Origin of the sequence: Limosilactobacillus coleohominis 101-4-CHN, from assembly GCF_000161935.1 — a bacterium.
Classification (GTDB): Bacteria; Bacillota; Bacilli; order Lactobacillales; family Lactobacillaceae; genus Limosilactobacillus; species Limosilactobacillus coleohominis_A.
The window spans coordinates 51183-67550 of record NZ_GG698806.1 but is presented as its reverse complement, the minus strand read 5'-3'; the positions used below and the strand labels follow the sequence as shown (position 1 = coordinate 67550).

General features: G+C 41.3%; 18 protein-coding genes. 14 read left to right on the top strand and 4 right to left on the bottom strand.

The features are described from left to right. Positions 1 to 52 precede the first annotated feature (52 nt). Positions 53 to 1975 (bottom strand): LysM peptidoglycan-binding domain-containing protein, encoded by a 1923-nt coding sequence (locus HMPREF0501_RS07650; RefSeq protein ID WP_040456198.1) that lies wholly within the window; start codon positions 1973 to 1975, stop codon positions 53 to 55. Between the two features lie 359 nt (positions 1976 to 2334). On the opposite strand from HMPREF0501_RS07650, the gene HMPREF0501_RS07645 reads away from it, so the two are divergent. The 3 genes from HMPREF0501_RS07645 (at position 2335) to HMPREF0501_RS07635 (ending at position 6091) form a co-directional block, all read left to right on the top strand. Continuing rightward, positions 2335 to 3558 (top strand): MFS transporter, encoded by a 1224-nt coding sequence (locus HMPREF0501_RS07645; RefSeq protein ID WP_006917428.1) that lies wholly within the window; start codon positions 2335 to 2337, stop codon positions 3556 to 3558. A 29-nt stretch (positions 3559 to 3587) separates the two neighbouring features. Beyond that, positions 3588 to 5045, top strand: coding sequence for a sucrose phosphorylase (gene gtfA / locus HMPREF0501_RS07640; RefSeq protein WP_006917427.1), 1458 nt, complete (start codon positions 3588 to 3590; stop codon positions 5043 to 5045). A gap of 101 nt (positions 5046 to 5146) precedes the next feature. After that, positions 5147 to 6091 (top strand): LacI family DNA-binding transcriptional regulator, encoded by a 945-nt coding sequence (locus HMPREF0501_RS07635; RefSeq protein WP_006917426.1) that lies wholly within the window; start codon positions 5147 to 5149, stop codon positions 6089 to 6091. A gap of 44 nt (positions 6092 to 6135) precedes the next feature. Here the strand turns inward: HMPREF0501_RS07635 and HMPREF0501_RS07630 are convergent, their stop codons facing one another. Beyond that, a complete protein-coding gene (locus HMPREF0501_RS07630) occupies positions 6136 to 6324 on the bottom strand; it encodes an LBP_cg2779 family protein (protein WP_006917425.1) in 189 nt (62 codons plus the stop codon). A gap of 159 nt (positions 6325 to 6483) precedes the next feature. Between HMPREF0501_RS07630 and HMPREF0501_RS07625 the strand changes: the two genes are divergently transcribed. Further along, the gene (locus HMPREF0501_RS07625) at positions 6484 to 7104 is read left to right on the top strand and encodes an LVIS_2131 family protein (protein WP_006917424.1); all 621 of its coding nucleotides are present in this window, start codon (positions 6484 to 6486) and stop codon (positions 7102 to 7104) included. 108 nt (positions 7105 to 7212) lie between these two features. Continuing rightward, positions 7213 to 7770, top strand: coding sequence for an elongation factor P (gene efp / locus HMPREF0501_RS07620; RefSeq protein ID WP_006917423.1), 558 nt, complete (start codon positions 7213 to 7215; stop codon positions 7768 to 7770). Positions 7771 to 7819: 49 nt separating this feature from the next. Here efp and HMPREF0501_RS07615 read toward each other — a convergent pair whose 3' ends face one another. Next, the gene (locus HMPREF0501_RS07615) at positions 7820 to 8446 is read right to left on the bottom strand and encodes an NAD(P)H-hydrate epimerase (RefSeq protein ID WP_006917422.1); all 627 of its coding nucleotides are present in this window, start codon (positions 8444 to 8446) and stop codon (positions 7820 to 7822) included. Between the two features lie 115 nt (positions 8447 to 8561). Between HMPREF0501_RS07615 and HMPREF0501_RS07610 the strand changes: the two genes are divergently transcribed. Continuing rightward, positions 8562 to 8936: a hypothetical protein gene (locus HMPREF0501_RS07610; protein WP_050755777.1), complete on the top strand. Its 375-nt coding sequence runs from the start codon at positions 8562 to 8564 to the stop codon at positions 8934 to 8936. Beyond that, positions 8933 to 9265 carry a hypothetical protein gene (locus HMPREF0501_RS07605; protein WP_006917420.1) on the top strand — a complete coding sequence of 111 codons (333 nt, stop codon included), beginning with the start codon at positions 8933 to 8935 and terminating at the stop codon, positions 9263 to 9265. Before HMPREF0501_RS07610 ends, HMPREF0501_RS07605 begins: the two co-directional genes overlap by 4 nt. A 68-nt stretch (positions 9266 to 9333) precedes the next feature. Here HMPREF0501_RS07605 and HMPREF0501_RS07600 read toward each other — a convergent pair whose 3' ends face one another. Further along, a complete protein-coding gene (locus HMPREF0501_RS07600) occupies positions 9334 to 9693 on the bottom strand; it encodes a DUF488 domain-containing protein (RefSeq protein ID WP_006917419.1) in 360 nt (119 codons plus the stop codon). Positions 9694 to 9747: 54 nt separating this feature from the next. Between HMPREF0501_RS07600 and HMPREF0501_RS07595 the strand changes: the two genes are divergently transcribed. The 7 genes from HMPREF0501_RS07595 to HMPREF0501_RS07565 all read left to right on the top strand — a co-directional run bounded on the left by HMPREF0501_RS07595 (position 9748) and on the right by HMPREF0501_RS07565 (position 16307). Then, the gene (locus tag HMPREF0501_RS07595) at positions 9748 to 10377 is read left to right on the top strand and encodes a DNA-3-methyladenine glycosylase (protein ID WP_006917418.1); all 630 of its coding nucleotides are present in this window, start codon (positions 9748 to 9750) and stop codon (positions 10375 to 10377) included. Between the two features lie 3 nt (positions 10378 to 10380). Next, entirely contained in the window at positions 10381 to 11538 is a 1158-nt protein-coding gene (locus HMPREF0501_RS07590) for an ATP-binding protein (RefSeq protein ID WP_006917417.1), read from the top strand. 1 nt (position 11539) lies between these two features. Continuing rightward, on the top strand, positions 11540 to 12733 hold the full coding sequence (locus tag HMPREF0501_RS07585; protein ID WP_006917416.1) for a DUF2201 family putative metallopeptidase: 1194 nt from the start codon (positions 11540 to 11542) through the stop codon (positions 12731 to 12733). Then, positions 12734 to 13024: a hypothetical protein gene (locus HMPREF0501_RS07580; protein WP_006917415.1), complete on the top strand. Its 291-nt coding sequence runs from the start codon at positions 12734 to 12736 to the stop codon at positions 13022 to 13024. A gap of 41 nt (positions 13025 to 13065) precedes the next feature. Continuing rightward, on the top strand, positions 13066 to 14964 hold the full coding sequence (locus HMPREF0501_RS07575) for a M13 family metallopeptidase (protein WP_006917414.1): 1899 nt from the start codon (positions 13066 to 13068) through the stop codon (positions 14962 to 14964). Between the two features lie 48 nt (positions 14965 to 15012). After that, on the top strand, positions 15013 to 15528 hold the full coding sequence (locus HMPREF0501_RS07570) for an O-acetyl-ADP-ribose deacetylase (RefSeq protein WP_006917413.1): 516 nt from the start codon (positions 15013 to 15015) through the stop codon (positions 15526 to 15528). A 143-nt stretch (positions 15529 to 15671) separates the two neighbouring features. Continuing rightward, a complete protein-coding gene (locus HMPREF0501_RS07565) occupies positions 15672 to 16307 on the top strand; it encodes a helix-turn-helix domain-containing protein (protein WP_006917412.1) in 636 nt (211 codons plus the stop codon). The last annotated feature ends 61 nt before the right edge of the window (positions 16308 to 16368 follow it).

The window sequence follows — 16368 nt, the reverse complement described above, 5'->3', positions numbered from 1 at the left end:
TAGAAAACGGTCGAGAAAATTTACTTTCTCGACCGTTTTGACTATTAACTAATTATAAGGAAATCCGTTGACCAACATAGATGGTATATGGTGCGCGGATACCATTTTTATTAGCAAGGCTTGTCCAGCTTGTTCCATGGGCAGCAGCGATTCCAGAGAGCGTGTCGCCACTCTTAACGGTGTAAGTACCTTGAGAGTTAGTTGATTGGTAACTACGGTTGTTATTAACTGATCCAGAAATCTGGATTACTTGACCAACGTAGATTGTGTTCGGGTTGGCGATGTTATTGCGTTGCGCCAATGCTTCATAGCTCGTGCCAAACTTAGCAGCAATTCCAGAAAGGGTATCGCCGCTCTTAACAGTGTAAGAACTGGTGTTGTTAGTGGTGGTTGTTGACTGCGTTGATGTAGAAACATTCGTGTTGCCAGAAATCCGCAGTACCTGGCCAACGTAAATCCGATTTGGATTAGTAATGTTATTCAGTCGTGCTAAGTTTTCGTAATTAGTACCAAATTGACTGGCAATCTTAGAAAGGTTGTCGCCGCTTTGGACAGTGTAAGTATCAGCGTGGTTAGTTTGCTGATTAGAAGTCGTGGTAGTGTTATTTGCTGCTGTGTTTGCCGACAAGCGAAGCACTTGACCAACGTAAATCCGGTTTGGATTAGAAAGGTTGTTGAGTTGGGCAAGAGTCTGCCAGTTGGTACCAAACTTAGCAGCAATTTCTGATAAGTTTTCCCCGCTTTGGACGGTGTAGCTAGATGCGACCGTGTTACCAGTATTGGATGATGGGGTATTGGTGGTAGTTGAAGACGATGGTTGCTTAATTAGTAGCCGTTGACCAACATAAATCCGGTTTGGGTTTGCAATATCATTTAATTGAGCGATATTTTGAACCGTCGTTGCAAATTGATTAGCAATTCCAGAAAGGGTATCGCCGCTTTGCACAGTGTAGTAACCAGAAGCGGATGAGTTATTGTTACCGCTGTTTCCTTTGTTAGTAATAACTGGTTGTGCACCTGAAAAGGCAATTGTGTCTAGACGGTTTAAGCCGTATGTTTGCACCATGTTAATGATTGCATTAGCGTAGTTTGGATCAGTGGCGTAGCCATCAGCGCGAAGTTTACGTGCAACACTGGCGTAGTCCCGATCACCTAATAAGTTACGATAACGGCTGTTGGAGTAAAGGAAGTTACCATGGTCTTCGACTGAGGCGGAATTATTTGGATAAGCACGGAAGTTAGCGTTAACGTAAACGCTGCGACCACCGTAAACTTCTCGTGTCCGCATAACTACGGATTGCCCATTGTATGACCCTTTAATCCCAAAGAGGTTGTGGGCTTCAGTAGATAAGCCAGAACGTCCCCAACCACTTTCGATAATTGCTTGAGCAACGGTAACGGATGGTAAGACTCCGTACTTCCGCCAGCCTTCAATGGCTCCTGGGGCAACGCTTTCGATAAATTGCTGAGAGTGAGCGTTGCTACTAAAGTGAATTGCACTAATGTCCGCTTGATTATTTGCAGCAGGCGTTTGGACTAAGCTGACCACTGCCTGTTGTGCAGAAATTGGTGCAACATTCTTTTGAACATTAAATGTTTGGGTAGTATTGGTAGCCGCGTCCACATTATTTTGTGAGTTGTTAGCAGTATTATCTTGGCTACTCTTAAAGTTAACGTTAGCGGCGACTGTTGCAGCTTGGTTAGCTGTCTGTTGATCATTTTTGGTTGTTGACTGGTCTTGATTATCACCAGTGCTTCCGTTAATGGCCACTTGGTTAGTTTGTTGTTGAGTATTAGCTGCGGTATTTTCGTTTGGATTTTGATTATTAGTGTCATTAGACTGGCTGTCAGCGTGAGCAGTTGTAGCACCAGCTGTCAGCAATGTTAATGCAGCAACACTTGCAAACATCCAATTACGACCGCTTTGGTATATCTTATTGTAGTGTGGTTGATCCGCACCGTTCCGATTGGTCATAATAAAATCTCCTTTGAATAATGATGTGATTAATAATTAAGAAATTTAAGAATCTTAATAAATTCGTAAGATTCTAAACAACTAAAATTTAGCATTATCTTAAGAAAGGGTCAAAGAATTTTATCAATTTTTGCTTAAAAATTGATGGTCATAAAATAACCACGAATTGAATATGTAAACTGTCTAAAAGCAACAGAATGTGATGATTATATTTATCAAATGAATAAAGAAATGGATTGGAAATAAATTCTTTAAAAATATATTTGATAAACGTTTAACATTTTGCATGAAGATTGCTATATTCTTATGTGAATTAATGAGCTTTTCCATTAATAATCAAGGAGTTATGAGGTTTTAACATGCAGAATAAGAATTCGATGATGACGAAATTGGCGTTTTTGTCAGTTTCGTTCATGTTAACGAGTGCCTATGCTGTTCAAAGTGCGCTTCCGCAGTTGAAGGCATCTTTGAATGTTACTCAGACCCAGTCTGAGTATTTAGCAACGACACCATCGTTTGCCGTAATGATTTTTGTTGTCTTATCACCATTGCTACAACAATGGTTTAAGATTTCAGACAAGAAAATGATTATGATTGGGGTTACGATCGTTGGGGTAATGGGACTGGTTCCATTCTTTAATATTCATAGTTACCCAATCATCTTAGGTTCTCGTTTATTGCTTGGGGCTGGTTATGGTTTGTATAACTCACAAGCCATTTCAATGATTTCGGTTTGGTACGAAGATGAAACGCGTGCGCAAATGCTTGGTTGGCGGGCAGCTGCCGAACAAATTGGTCAAGCCTTTACGCTATTTTTAGCAGGTCTCTTGTTAACCATGAGCGGCTGGCATGCTTCATTCTTAATTTATGCTTTAGCCTTTGTTGTTTTGATCTTCTTTGGTTTACGTGTTCCCGATGATGCCAAAGCTGAAAAGGTTGAAGAACAGGTTAAAGAAGAAGTCGAAGAAACCGTTGACGATTTCGATACGGATGACATAAAAAAGACGAGCCCGACTGTTTACCTGCTAGTATTGTTTGCTTTCTTGTTAGTTGTTGACTATGTGGGAATGGAAAATCGTTTCCCAGGACTGGCCGTGAACATTAAAGGGGCACAATACACTGGGGCATCGAACTTCTTGTCGTTAATGCTGATTGGTGCCACGTTAGGTGGGTTGTTTTACGGATCAATTCAAAAGCGCCTCGGCTTTGGAACGGTTTATTTAGGACTGGGTTTAATGGCCGTATCTAATTTCTTGTTCTACTTTGCAGGATCTAATTTTGTTGTCCTGGTGATTGGGCTTCTTCTGATTGGGTTCCCACTGCAATTAGTTTCGCCATTGATCTTTAATTTGTTGCCAAATCTGGCACCAGCAAAGCGTCAGCCACTGGTTACATCAATGGTTTTGATCGGGTTTAACTTTGGGGCATTTTTCTCCCCATCAATTGCAGAATGGACTAACCATTTGATGGGTCAACCAACAAGTGGTTATGGGCTGGCTGCCCCATTCCTGGTTTATGGAATTGGTCTCTTGGTCATTGCCGCAATCATCTTTTTTGCTACTCGTCGTCAAGCTACTAAATAGTTATAGATAAACTTTATGGAGGAATAAAAATGCCAATTCAAAATAAAGCAATGTTGATTACTTACTCTGACTCAATGGGTAAAAACATCAAGGAAACACATGAAGTCTTAAACAAGTACATCGGTGATGCCATTGGCGGTGTGCACTTATTACCATTTTTCCCATCCACTGGTGACCGTGGCTTTGCCCCTTATCGTTATGATGTGGTCGACAGTGCCTTTGGTGACTGGAGTGACGTTGAATCATTAGGTGAAGATTACTACCTGATGTTTGACTTTATGATCAACCATATTTCTAAGAAGTCTGAAATGTACCAAGACTTTAAGAAGAAACATGATGATTCCAAGTACAATGATTTCTTCATTCGTTGGGAAAAGTTCTGGGAAAAGGCTGGTAAGAACCGTCCAACCAAAGAAGATATCGACTTAATTTACAAGCGTAAGGATAAGGCACCTGAACAAGAAATCGAATTTGACGATGGTACGAAGGAGCACCTTTGGAACACGTTTGGTGAAGAACAGATCGATATCAACGTTAAGAGCAAGGTTGCTAATGAATTCTTCAAGGAAACACTGATCGATATGGTTAAGCACGGAGCGGACATGATTCGTTTGGACGCCTTTGCTTACGCTGTTAAGAAGGTTGGCACAAATGACTTCTTCGTGGAACCAGAAATTTGGGACCTCTTAAATGAAGTTCAAGATATTTTAGCGCCTTACAAGGCCATTATCTTGCCAGAAATCCATGAACACTACACGATTCCACAAAAGATTTCTGCTCACAATTTCTTCATTTACGACTTTACTTTACCAATGACCACGCTTTACACACTTTACTCTGGTAAGACAAACCGTCTTGCTAAGTGGTTGAAGATGTCACCAATGAAGCAATTTACTACTCTGGATACTCACGATGGAATTGGTGTAGTTAATGCTAAGGATATCTTAACTGATGATGAAATTGACTACGCATCCAACGAATTGTACAAGGTTGGTGCCAACGTTAAGCGGAAGTACTCTAGTGCAGAGTACAATAACTTGGATATTTACCAAATCAATTCTACTTACTACTCTGCTTTAGGTGACGATGATAAAGCTTACTTACTTTCCCGGGCATTCCAAATCTTTGCCCCTGGTATTCCAATGGTTTACTACGTTGGTTTGCTGGCTGGTTCCAACGACCTTGACTTGCTTGAAAAAACTAAAGAAGGTCGTAATATCAACCGTCACTACTACACAAAGGAAGAAGTTGCTCAAGAAGTTCAACGTCAAGTCGTTAAGAATCTCTTAGATTTGCTTTCTTGGCGGAACAAGTTTGCTGCCTTTGATCTGGAAGGTTCAATTGATGTTGAAACACCAACTGAAACGACCATTAAGATCACTCGTAAGGATAAGGATGGTAAGAATGTTGCGGTTCTGGATGCGGATGCTGCCAACAAGACATTCACCATCACTGCAAATGATGAAGTTGTAATGGAACAAAAGTAACCAACTTGTTAAAGCGGGACTAAGATTATTTAACTTAGTCCCTTTTCTCTTGCTCAAAATTTAGGTTATAATAAAATAACTAATACCGGGGAGAATAAAAAATGGTTGCAAAATTAAAAGATGTGGCAGACCTTGCTGGCGTCTCAGTAACGACTGTTTCGCGGGTCATTAACAACTATGGATCATTAAGCAAAAAAACTATCGCTAAAGTTCACGCTGCCATGCGTGAACTAAATTACCAACCCAACGCATTGGCGCGAGCAATGCAAGGCAAACCGTCCAAGTTTATTGGACTGATTTTTCCCAATATCACTAATCCATTCTTTGCAGAATTGATTAATGATTTAGAGTATCGACTGTTTGGTTTAGGGTATAAAACAATCATCGCTTCTTCAGCGGAGAATGAACAAATTGAGCATGACTATTTGGGAATGCTCATGGCTAACCAAGTGGATGGAATTATTTCCAGTTCCCATAACTTAGGCATTCGTGAATACCAGCAAATTACATCGACAGTCGTGTCCTTCGATCGTTATTTAGCAGGAAATATTCCAATTGTTGCTTGTGATAATTATCATGGTGGTGAATTATCGGCGCAGTATTTAATTGAACATGGGGCCAAGCGCATTGCCGTGATGATTGATGAAGACACCTCAGTTTCACCAACGCTAAATCGGGTTCAAGGCACGGTCGATTATTTGACGAAGCATCACGCTAATTACACACCGTTGGATTTAAAACGGACTAACTTCGCTGAGACATTTCCCGGGAAATATGATGGAGTCATCGCTACAAATGATCTGCAAGCACTTGAGATTCGTAATGTTGCTATTCAGGCAGGCAAGAAAATTAATGATGACTTTATTGTCACGGGCTATGATGGTTCGAAGATGATTCGGAAAATTGAGCCATCGTTACCGACGGTTGTGCAGCCAACAGAACAAATTGCGGATGAATTAATTGATACACTAATGAAAAAGATTAAAGACCCCCAAGTAGAAGTTGACCCTCAACAATTACCGGTTAGCTTTCATGAACCAGCGTAATAAAAAGGCGGGAAATCATTTGATTTCCCGCTATTTTTATACTTTTATTGGTGTGAATCCATGAAGCGACGTAACAGTCCTTCCTCTTCAGGAGTTGCATCGCTAGCTTGGGATTTAATGTCATGAACCCGTTCAACTGAAAGTTGGCTACCAAAGGCCATTTCATTATCAGTTAAATCATGATCTTTTTCGTAATTAATAATGTCCATTGAAAGGTTGTTTCCTTCATCCATTATTGGTTAATCCTCCTTAATCTCACACGGCGTGGTGCATTAATATTACCATTATACCCGTTATTGTGAAAAAAGGCGAAGAAGAAATCGGTTGTGGTACAATTAATGCTATACAAAACATCATTGCTTAGTAGATAAAGCAAGGAATGGAGAGAATCAATGACTTGGAATTGGTTGGGGTGGCTACTGTGGATCGGCGCGGTAGTGTTCCTATGTTACGTAATCCACTATATTCGGGTACATCAATTAATGTTAATTGCAAAGACTGGTCAACGCTATACCGGGAATTTAGTTATCCGGTACGTGGTGTTACTGGTAATTGCCGTTGCTTGGCTATGGGGAATGAGTTACCTGTCATTCTTTCGGCCAGTCAACTATCATGATGCGCAAGAGGTAGTGACAAGCACGAAGTACCAAACATTGCAATTGGGACAAGTGAAGGATGATTATTACTATGTCAAGGCTAACCGGAGTCAAGGTGGTAAACATCCAGTGGTTTCTTATACCTATTGGACAACGGGCAGTAAAAACCTGACGAACTCACGTTATGGTTCCATTGCAGATAGTGATCACTACTTGAGTACTGAAGCAGCAGCTTATCCATGGAACCGCAAGAAGTTGGCGAAGAAAGATGCGCGGACAAACCATGCGTTTGCAGCGGTGATGACCATTCGGTACCGAAATAATTTACTAAATGGTTTAGGATGCCGTGCCGGCCATGTCGCCGAACAATATACGTTAATTCGTGTTCCAGCTTCAAATTTGATTTATCAAAAGTAGGTTAGCAAGCGGGTACTTAAAAACTGTCATTAAACTATGGTATAATAACTTTGTATGCTGTAATCAGTGAGCTGGTTACAGAAATTTCGTAGTGAAGGAGCACTTATAATGATTCAAACAATTGATTTGAAAAAGGGAATGGTTTTCAAGCGTGGCGATAAGTTACTGCGGGTCTTAACTATTAACCACCACAAACCAGGTAAGGGTAATACTTTAATGCAGATGGACATTCAGGATGTTCGTTCTGGATCAATCGTGCACACCACGATGCGTCCTTCTGAAAAGGTTGAACAAGTTAATGTTGATAAGCGGAATACACAATACCTTTACGAAGAAGGCGACAATTCCGTATTCATGGATTTGGAAAACTATGAACAATATGAAGTTCCAAACTCCAACATTACTGAAGAAAAGAAGTACTTACAAGAAAATATGGAAGTACAAATGGACTTCGTTAATGGTGAAATCGTTGGGGTTGAATTACCAGCCACGGTTACGCTGGAAGTTACGGACACCCAACCAGAAATTAAGGGGGCAACCATCGACGGTGGTGGTAAGCCTGCTACGCTGAATACCGGTTTAGTTGTCACAGTTCCTGCATTCATTAAGAACGGTGACAAGATTATCGTTAACACCGCTGATGGTGCTTACAAGTCACGTGCTTAATACTAAATAATAAAAAAGGGTTGGTTTTTGACCAACCCTTTTTTATTATTTAGTAAGTTCCCATATCATTAGCTATCACTAAGCGTCCGGCATACTGCTCACCAGCGCCTTTTGTAAGGCCTACTTTATTATAAGCAAAGGTTACGGTCGTGGTGGCTCGAACGGCACTTCCCATCACATCGCCAGTATCAGTATTAATTCCTGATGGCATATCGACGGCGACGACGGGTGCTTTAGAATCATTAATGGCTTTAATAATCTCAACGTAATGCCCCTTCACGTCCCGGTCAATTCCGATGCCAAAAATGGCATCAACGATTAGGGTAGCATCTTTCAAGACACTTAAATCAGTTGTTTCAGCGATTTGATAGTATTGACAGATCTTTTCTTGGGTTTGGTGTTCTTCAGATGCATGGTGGGGATTACCAGCATTGAGAATGGTGACATGACTTCCGGCGATGGTTAATAGGCGGGCGACTGCGAGACCGTCACCGCCATTATTACCACTGCCAGCAACCACTACCACGTTCGCTTGGTTTAGTGGAAATGCGGTTAGAATTTCATCCCGCACTGCCAATGCCGCTCGTTCCATCAACACTAAGGAAGGAATACCAATTTCGTTAATAGTATGGGCATCTAATTGTTTCATTTGACTTGCAGTAACTAATTTTTCCATTCGATTAACCTTCTTTATATCAATACTAAGTTGATCATAACACGATCTTCCAATAATCGAGATTATTTATGCAAATTGATCTAGACCAGCTATAATAGAGGAGAAGGTGATAAGGATGAATTATGCAGAATATCTAACCTATTTTCGCCAAATGATTGATGGACATATTAGATGGCAAGATGTTGATCAAGTGCATCAACCAATTTATGATCAGACAATGCGGTCATTTGCGGATGGATTTCGGCGATCTTTGGATTACGATGCACAATATCGTCAAACGTTATGGGCAGCTGAGATTGCTCCACAAATTAACCATGAAACGGTTGGCGACGTGATGATGACTAATCAGGACAAGTTAGTCAAGGCCATGTTGTCGATGATTATTGATGGTGAAAATCAACATAAAGGAACATGGGCGCAGGCCTTAACGGAAGGGTATTTCTTCCAATTAGTGAGTGCACTCTGCCCAGCAACGGTAATTACAGAATGAGTAAGAAAAATCAATACACAGTGCAGAAATTTTATGGTTTACCAGTAGAAAATGACGGGTCTGGAGGTTACCAGTTAAAGACTGGTGCTGACGGACAGGCTAAAATCCATACGTGGCGGACTGGTAAACATACCAAGGGCAAGTATCATCACCCGGGACAATTATTGCTGACGGAAAATAATCTAATGGTAATGATTGTGGCTGCTGAGCCAATGGAGTTTAAAGATCGTCATAGTGAAGTTCCCTGCCAACGGTTTTTATCTGTCGAGGCATCAGCAGATTTGTTGACAACGGGACAACAGATTTTTAAACAACAAGTTACTAGTTAGGTAACTAAGTTGAATATCAAAATAGGACTCTTCATCGGTTTGGCCGAGGAGGAGTCCTATTTGCATTCTTATAAATCTTGTTCCAATTTTTCTTGGAGAATAATTGCCTGATTATGTTCCGTATCTTTAGCACCAAAGAGGAGAATTACGTTCTGCCCTTTGAGTTGTTTACGAACGGTCACCAGCAATTGATTATACGCTGGATTATCCTTTAATTCAGCTAAATAGCGGGTTTTGAATTCAGCAAACTTTGTAACGTCATGATTAAACCATTTCCGTAGGTCGGTACTTGGGCCAACTTCTTTAATCCATTCATCAAGGTGAGCGTTTACTTTAGAAATTCCTCGTGGCCATAGACGATCAACCAAAATTCGGTAACCGGCTAAGTCAACTGGCTTGGTATAAATCCGTTCGATTTTAATTTCCATGTTTAATCACCTCGGGATCAATGATAGGATACATACAAGAAGGAGTAAAGAGCTATGAATGACTATCAACGATTTTTTACTGGCCGGCCAACAACTGTGATTGCGCAAGATTTATTGGGACGTGAAGTAATTTATAATGGTCCTCAAGGGCAATTAGGCGGTCTGATTGTCGAAACGGAGGCTTACTTAGGCGAAAGTGACTCAGCTTCTCATGCATATGGTGGCCGCCGAACTGACTACACTGAGTCGCTTTATGGTAATCCGGGTGATATCTATATTTATCAAATCCGTTCCCATTATTGTTTTGATGTGGTAGTTCAAGGTGCTGAAGAACCGCAAGGAATCCTGATTCGAGCGTTGGAGCCAACGATCAATGTTGAACAAATGAATCGAAATCGTGGAATGGGAGGGACAAATGTCACTAATGGCCCGGGTAAATTAGTTCAAGCTCTGGGAATTCACGATCGTAAATTAGATGGTCAATCAATGGCAAATGCATCATTAACAATTCGGATTGCTAACAAACGTGAACCCTTAGCAATTATGAGTAGTCCGCGGGTGGGAATTAATCCTCAAGGCGCGAATGCCCAGGAAGATTTACGTTTTTATGTAGCACACAATCCATATGTTTCTAAAATGCGGAAACGAGATTCAGATATGAAAAATCATGGTTGGAGGAAATGATTCGTGGCATTAAGTTATCAGGCAATGAAAGAAGCAGTCAAGGTAGTTTTAGCGGCGGATAACGTTCCCAATATCGTTGGGGAAGCGGGAATTGGTAAGTCAGCTCTCGTCAATGAAGTTGCAACAGAATTAAATGCCAAGTTATTCACGACGGTGGTTAGCTTGAGTGAAAAAGGTGATTTAGCCATTCCGGTGCCACCACTGCGTGACGAAGCATTCATCCAAACCACTAATTATGGGACGCTTGCTAACGTTCAGTATGGTTATTCAGAAACACTTATTCAAATTATTCAACAGGCTGAACAAAATCCAGATCAGCCCATTATTTGGTTCTTGGATGAATTTAACCGCGGAACTGCAGCGGTGCAAGCTGAACTAATGAACTTGGTTTTGCAACGACAGATTAATAGTCTTAAGTTACCCCAGCAAGTACGAATTGTGATTGCGGAAAATCCAGATGCCACGATGACTAATTTTTCCCATGATGATTATGCAGTTACACCTGCGGATGATGCGATCAAGGACCGAACAGTCCGGCTAGAAATGGCGGCTTCATTGATTGATTGGCAGCAGTGGGCTAACGGGCTGAATCAACATGGAGAGCCGCGGATCCAGCCGATTGTTCAACGGTATTTGCAAGACCATCCCACGTATTTTAATGGTCCACAAAATGGAGATCTTTACCCCACCCCGCGTTCATGGGAACGAGTATCTAGGAACCTTACTCAATTATTAAAATTAGATCAGCAGAACCGTGCCACATTGATGGCTGATGTGTTCAGCGGCGATCTTGGAATTGAAGTTGGAACAGCGTTTGCTGATTATGTTTTGCACCAAGGGAGTCGGCTGACGGTTGAAAGCCTAGCTTCTACAGATAAAACTGAAGCATTCAAAAAAATTAGTGATGCCGATAAGGTGCAGCTGTTGATTAAAATGATTAAAAAGGATCACGATCAGTTGCTGGATAGCCAATATTTAAAAAGACTGACTCAATACTTAGCATTGGTCAGTGCGGATGGCCAATATGTCATTGTCCAACAATTTGCCCAAATAACGCACAATAATCCAGAACTCTTGACGCAAATCTATCAACAAGCGGTAGCTGGTCAGAGTGAATTTAAAGATTTTTATCAATTGTTGCAAAAAATCGCGGTGAAGTAGGATGAAACAGATGGATGTAAACCAGCGGCTTTCGCAAGCGATGATTGAATTACTCCATCAGGACCCGTTAATGGGAGAAATCTTGATAAATATTTCCCGGGAAATGATTGAGGATGGTGATCATGCAATCTCATTAGTTTGGCATCATGATCGCCTTATTTTACAGGGAGCAGTAGCGCAAATTAAACGTTTGAGGATGGATGAGCTAATCCAGCTGCTGAAACACCAAGCGCTTCATATTGCTTGGCAACATCCAGTACGCTACGCAGCGAGTGATGACCAGGAGCGAGTTAGTTTGGCATGTGATATTGCCGTTAACCAATATCTTGCCAATGCACCAATGGGCACTGCGACCTTAGAGAAAATGAGCCAGATCCTACACCTTCCCTTAAAGTCACACCAAGATTCGAGCTATTATTTACAAATCCTGCGGCACTTAAACCCTAATCAACAACGACGTTTGCGGGATGCAATCAAGCATGGTCGTGTTAAAAATTCACGTGGTATGCATCTGGGATGGTTTCAACCTGGTAACCAATTAATTCGTGCAGGGAGAATACAACGCTTAGTTCAACAAAGTCAAGCGCGCTTAACGACCCAACAACGGGGATTATTACCGCAGTCCTTAAGGGCTAATTTGACGGATATCAGTAAGAGGTACGAGTTACCCGTTATAAAAGCATTTTGGCGTTTGATTGAACAAATTCCGCATGGTAACCAGGTGACAAGGGCCCGTTTTAATCGGCGACAACCACAACGCTTAGAATTAACGGGACACATCACCCGGTTAGTAACCAGATTAATGGTTTTTATTGATCAATCTGGTTCAATGAGTAACGAAACAGTGAGTCGCAGCATTGAACTGGTAAACCGGTTGGCCAAGCGTGCTGGTTTAGAATTAATGGTTGGCGTGTTTGATGCAAAAGTGCAACTAAAACCAGAATTAGTTAGTCAAAGTCACCCCATGGAGCCGCTTCGTTATGGTGGTGGCGGAACCAGCTATCAGGCAGTCTTCGACTATTTAGATCAACAACGGGTTAATAGACAAACCCCCATTATTATAATTACTGATGGCTGGGGTGAATCGACCATTAATAATCATGGTTATCAAAGGGTTCTGTGGTTATTGACGAGTACCACGTCACTGTCGGTAACAAATATTCCAACGTTGGTAAGTCGATTGGAGGAACAATAAATGACATTATTGGCACCACGTTATCTGCAAATGGTAATGGAAAATGATATTGAGTATCAACAGGCTAAAAAATTATTATGGTTAGATTGGGATGAAGAACCGAACCAGTTATATCAAAATCCGGTCACTACATCGGTGGTTCAGATGGCACGAGCGCTTCAACAAAGCGATCTTATTCAAGGTCGCATTAAGTTAGACAATTACCAAGCAGTTAGCCAACTAGTTGGCATGCATGATCGTTGGTTTGCGGCGGCTGCTAAACGGGAATTGCTACGACCATTTGAGGGATGATTCGGTATAATTGAATGAAGAAAGTCAAAGGAGCGAAGACAATGGATGCAATTAATCAGACAGAAATCAAAAATGATTTGTATGAGGCGGTGAATGGTGAATGGTTAAAAACCGCTAAGATCCCTGAAGATAAACCAGCTACGGGGGGATTTAATGATTTGGTTGACGCTATTGATCGGCAATTGATGGATGATTTTGATCAATTTACGCAAACGGCACCTCAGGATAGTCGATTGCAAGAAGCGGTGAAACTGTATCAGCTGGCCAAGGATTTTGCGCGGCGTGATCAGGAAGGGATGACGCCACTCCAGAAACGACTAGAACAGTTTACTAAGCTTTCTAGTTATACGGATTACCAAAAACATTGGGCGCAATTTATTTTAGAAGGTTCCGCATCGCCAGTCTCCTTTGACATTGATGCGGATATGAAAAACGCAACGGTCTATGCACTGTTCGCAGCTGCGCCAGGTTTAATTCTTCCAGAAAAGAATTATTATGATAAGGATAACCCACAGGGGCCGGCTTTATTGAAACAATGGTCGATTATGACGAAGAAGCTTCTGCAAAAAGTAGGTTATGATGAGGAACAAGCAGATAATTTGATTGATGAAACAATTCAATTTGATTCATTACTGGTTCCGAATGTTAAAATTGCAGAAGAGAGTGCCGATTATAGTAAAATGTATAATCCGCAGAGCTTGGCAGAATTTGCGGCGCACACTAATCAACTTGATTTGGCAAAAGTCATTAGTGAGTTAATCGGTACACAACCAGAGAAGGTGATTGTGACTGAGCCAAAGTATATGGCGGCGTTAGATCAAATTTTAAAAGATCACTTTGCAATTTTTAAGAGCTGGTTAATTGTTAACGAAGTTCTGGGACAAGCAGGCCTGCTCACGGATGAGTTGCGTACCATTAGTGGTGAATATAGTCGGGCGCTATCCGGTAGTAAAAAACCAGTTAATCACCGAAAATTTGCTTTTTATCTGACTCGGGGAATCTTTAGCCAAGTAGTTGGCGATTACTATGGTCGTAAATACTTTGGCGAGACCGCTAAAGCAGATGTTGCCCACATGGTTAAGCAAATGGTGGACGTTTATAAGCATCGTCTAGCGCATAATGAATGGCTTGGTGAAACGACTAAGCAAAAAGCCATTACCAAATTAAATCATTTAGGAATTCAGGTAGGCTATCCAGACCAAATTCCGGACTTATACAATCATTTGACGGTTGATCCACACGAAAGCCTTCTTGAGAATGTGACTCAATTAGGGGTAGTTGCCAACCGGGAACTCTTCAGTCGGTGGAACCAACCGGTAGATCGACTCCGGTGGGAAATGAGTGCCGCAACCGTGAATGCTTACTACCATCCATTTAAAAATATTATTGTATTTCCAGCGGCAATTCTGCAAGCACCGTTCTATAGCCTAAAGCAGACCAGTAGTGAAAATTATGGTGGGATCGGTGCGGTAATTGCTCATGAAATTTCCCATGCTTTTGATAATAATGGGGCCCTTTTTGATGAATATGGGAATCTCAATAATTGGTGGACCACGGAAGACACGGAACACTTTCAAAAGCTGGCGCAGAAGATGATTAATGAATTTAATGGTTTACCGTTTGCCGGTCAAAAGGTGAATGGTAAATTAACGGTTTCCGAAAACATCGCGGATGGTGGTGGATTAAGTTGTGCACTCGCTGCCGCCCAAGAAGAAACAGATTATTCAGGGCAAGAATTCTTTATTAACTGGGCACGGATTTGGCGGATGAAGGCCACTACGCAGTATATGCAATTACTATTATCAATTGATGTGCACGCGCCAAACAAGTTACGGGCCAATGTTCAAGCGCAAAATCAAGATGAATTCTTCAAAGTCTTTGATATTCATGAAGATGACCCAATGTGGAAACCAGCAGAAGAACGGGTTAATATTTGGTAAATTATTTCCCAGGAAATAATAGGTTAGTCACTGATGAGGATGAGCTACATGGAACAATTAAAAGTTATTCAAGGAGACATTACGAAGTTTCAATGTGATGCGATTGTGAATGCTGCTAATACAACGCTAATGGGTGGCGGCGGTGTTGACGGTGCAATTCACCGAGCAGCAGGTCCCGCTTTGTATACCGCTTGCGAGAAATTTCATGGGTGTCCGACAGGTGAGGCTCGGATTACCAGGGGTTTTAATTTACCTGCTAGATATATTATTCATACGCCCGGGCCGATTTGGCGAGGTGGCCATTCTGGAGAACCACAGCTTCTCGCTAATTCGTATCATAACAGTTTGCAACTGGCTGATCGGTACGGCTGCCAGACGGTGGCCTTTCCTTCGATTAGTACTGGGGTGTATGCTTATCCGCTGGAACAAGCAGCTGCGATCGCGGTTCAGACAATTGAAAAGTTTATGCTTGAAGCGCGAAATGTCCGGGAAGTAACGATGGTTTGTTTTGATGCGAAGACTTTTCAGGCATATCAAGACCGGGTTGAGTACCGATTTCCATAGCTCAATATATTGCATTCAGTATTAATTACTGGATGTTTTTTTATATCTGCAAACTTTACCAGACGAACGATGCAAAAGAAGTTTGCTAGCCTCCCAGGGCTTCTTCAGTTATACTTTTTTCAAAAGCCAAAGGGAGAAACAAAATGAAATTTAGCACGCAGATCAAAATGCGACGTAAGAAGCGCGGCTTGACCCAATCCGTAGTCGCAAAAAAATTATATGTGACCCGCCAAACGATTTCTAACTGGGAACAGGGGAAAAGTTATCCAGACTTAAATACACTGGTTAGAATTAGTGATTTCTATCAAATTTCCATTGATTCCTTGCTTAGAGAAGATCAAGATCTTCAAGAATTCTTAGAGCAAGGCAAAGCTTATAATGCTTTTAGCATCTTTCGGGGATTATTTTTCATAATGTATGGGATCTTCTTTTTGATGTTTAATTATATTAATGATTCCTCTTCGATAATCGATGTTTGTACTATTCTCTTTGCAATCGTCTTTGGAGTTGCAATTTTGTATGGTGAACATGTAAAACCGTTCTTTTTAGGAATTAGTAAAGAACGTTATCATCGCGAGGGAATAATTAAGTGTTACCGGAAAAGTTCTTTCATCGGGAAGGCAGCATTCTTACTGGCAATCATTATTATGATTGGGATGGTGATCTCGAATAATACGGATGTTGCTACCTACTTAGAAACGGCGTTGTTAGTTTTAATTGGAATGATGAATATCTTACACCGGTATATGTGGAAGCCAAATGCAGGTGCAGGTGAATGACAAAAGCAGGGTTAAATGCAGTCTCAGAAGACAACATTTAACCCTGCTTTCAAATTAGAAA

What these genes read in the sequence shown, in the direction of transcription:
- HMPREF0501_RS07645 (WP_006917428.1), top strand. Translation starts at nt 2,335, where the DNA reads ATGCAGAATAAGAATTCGATGATGACGAAATTGGCGTTTTTGTCAGTT.
- HMPREF0501_RS07635 (WP_006917426.1), top strand. Translation starts at nt 5,147, where the DNA reads ATGGTTGCAAAATTAAAAGATGTGGCAGACCTTGCTGGCGTCTCAGTA.
- HMPREF0501_RS07615 (WP_006917422.1), bottom strand. Translation starts at nt 8,446, where the DNA reads ATGGAAAAATTAGTTACTGCAAGTCAAATGAAACAATTAGATGCCCAT.
- HMPREF0501_RS07575 (WP_006917414.1), top strand. Translation starts at nt 13,066, where the DNA reads ATGGATGCAATTAATCAGACAGAAATCAAAAATGATTTGTATGAGGCG.
- HMPREF0501_RS07600 (WP_006917419.1), bottom strand. Translation starts at nt 9,693, where the DNA reads ATGGAAATTAAAATCGAACGGATTTATACCAAGCCAGTTGACTTAGCC.
- HMPREF0501_RS07650 (WP_040456198.1), bottom strand. Translation starts at nt 1,975, where the DNA reads ATGACCAATCGGAACGGTGCGGATCAACCACACTACAATAAGATATAC.
- HMPREF0501_RS07630 (WP_006917425.1), bottom strand. Translation starts at nt 6,324, where the DNA reads ATGGATGAAGGAAACAACCTTTCAATGGACATTATTAATTACGAAAAA.
- HMPREF0501_RS07570 (WP_006917413.1), top strand. Translation starts at nt 15,013, where the DNA reads ATGGAACAATTAAAAGTTATTCAAGGAGACATTACGAAGTTTCAATGT.
- HMPREF0501_RS07580 (WP_006917415.1), top strand. Translation starts at nt 12,734, where the DNA reads ATGACATTATTGGCACCACGTTATCTGCAAATGGTAATGGAAAATGAT.
- HMPREF0501_RS07605 (WP_006917420.1), top strand. Translation starts at nt 8,933, where the DNA reads ATGAGTAAGAAAAATCAATACACAGTGCAGAAATTTTATGGTTTACCA.
- HMPREF0501_RS07565 (WP_006917412.1), top strand. Translation starts at nt 15,672, where the DNA reads ATGAAATTTAGCACGCAGATCAAAATGCGACGTAAGAAGCGCGGCTTG.
- HMPREF0501_RS07610 (WP_050755777.1), top strand. Translation starts at nt 8,562, where the DNA reads ATGAATTATGCAGAATATCTAACCTATTTTCGCCAAATGATTGATGGA.
- HMPREF0501_RS07585 (WP_006917416.1), top strand. Translation starts at nt 11,540, where the DNA reads ATGAAACAGATGGATGTAAACCAGCGGCTTTCGCAAGCGATGATTGAA.
- efp (WP_006917423.1), top strand. Translation starts at nt 7,213, where the DNA reads ATGATTCAAACAATTGATTTGAAAAAGGGAATGGTTTTCAAGCGTGGC.
- HMPREF0501_RS07595 (WP_006917418.1), top strand. Translation starts at nt 9,748, where the DNA reads ATGAATGACTATCAACGATTTTTTACTGGCCGGCCAACAACTGTGATT.
- HMPREF0501_RS07625 (WP_006917424.1), top strand. Translation starts at nt 6,484, where the DNA reads ATGACTTGGAATTGGTTGGGGTGGCTACTGTGGATCGGCGCGGTAGTG.
- gtfA (WP_006917427.1), top strand. Translation starts at nt 3,588, where the DNA reads ATGCCAATTCAAAATAAAGCAATGTTGATTACTTACTCTGACTCAATG.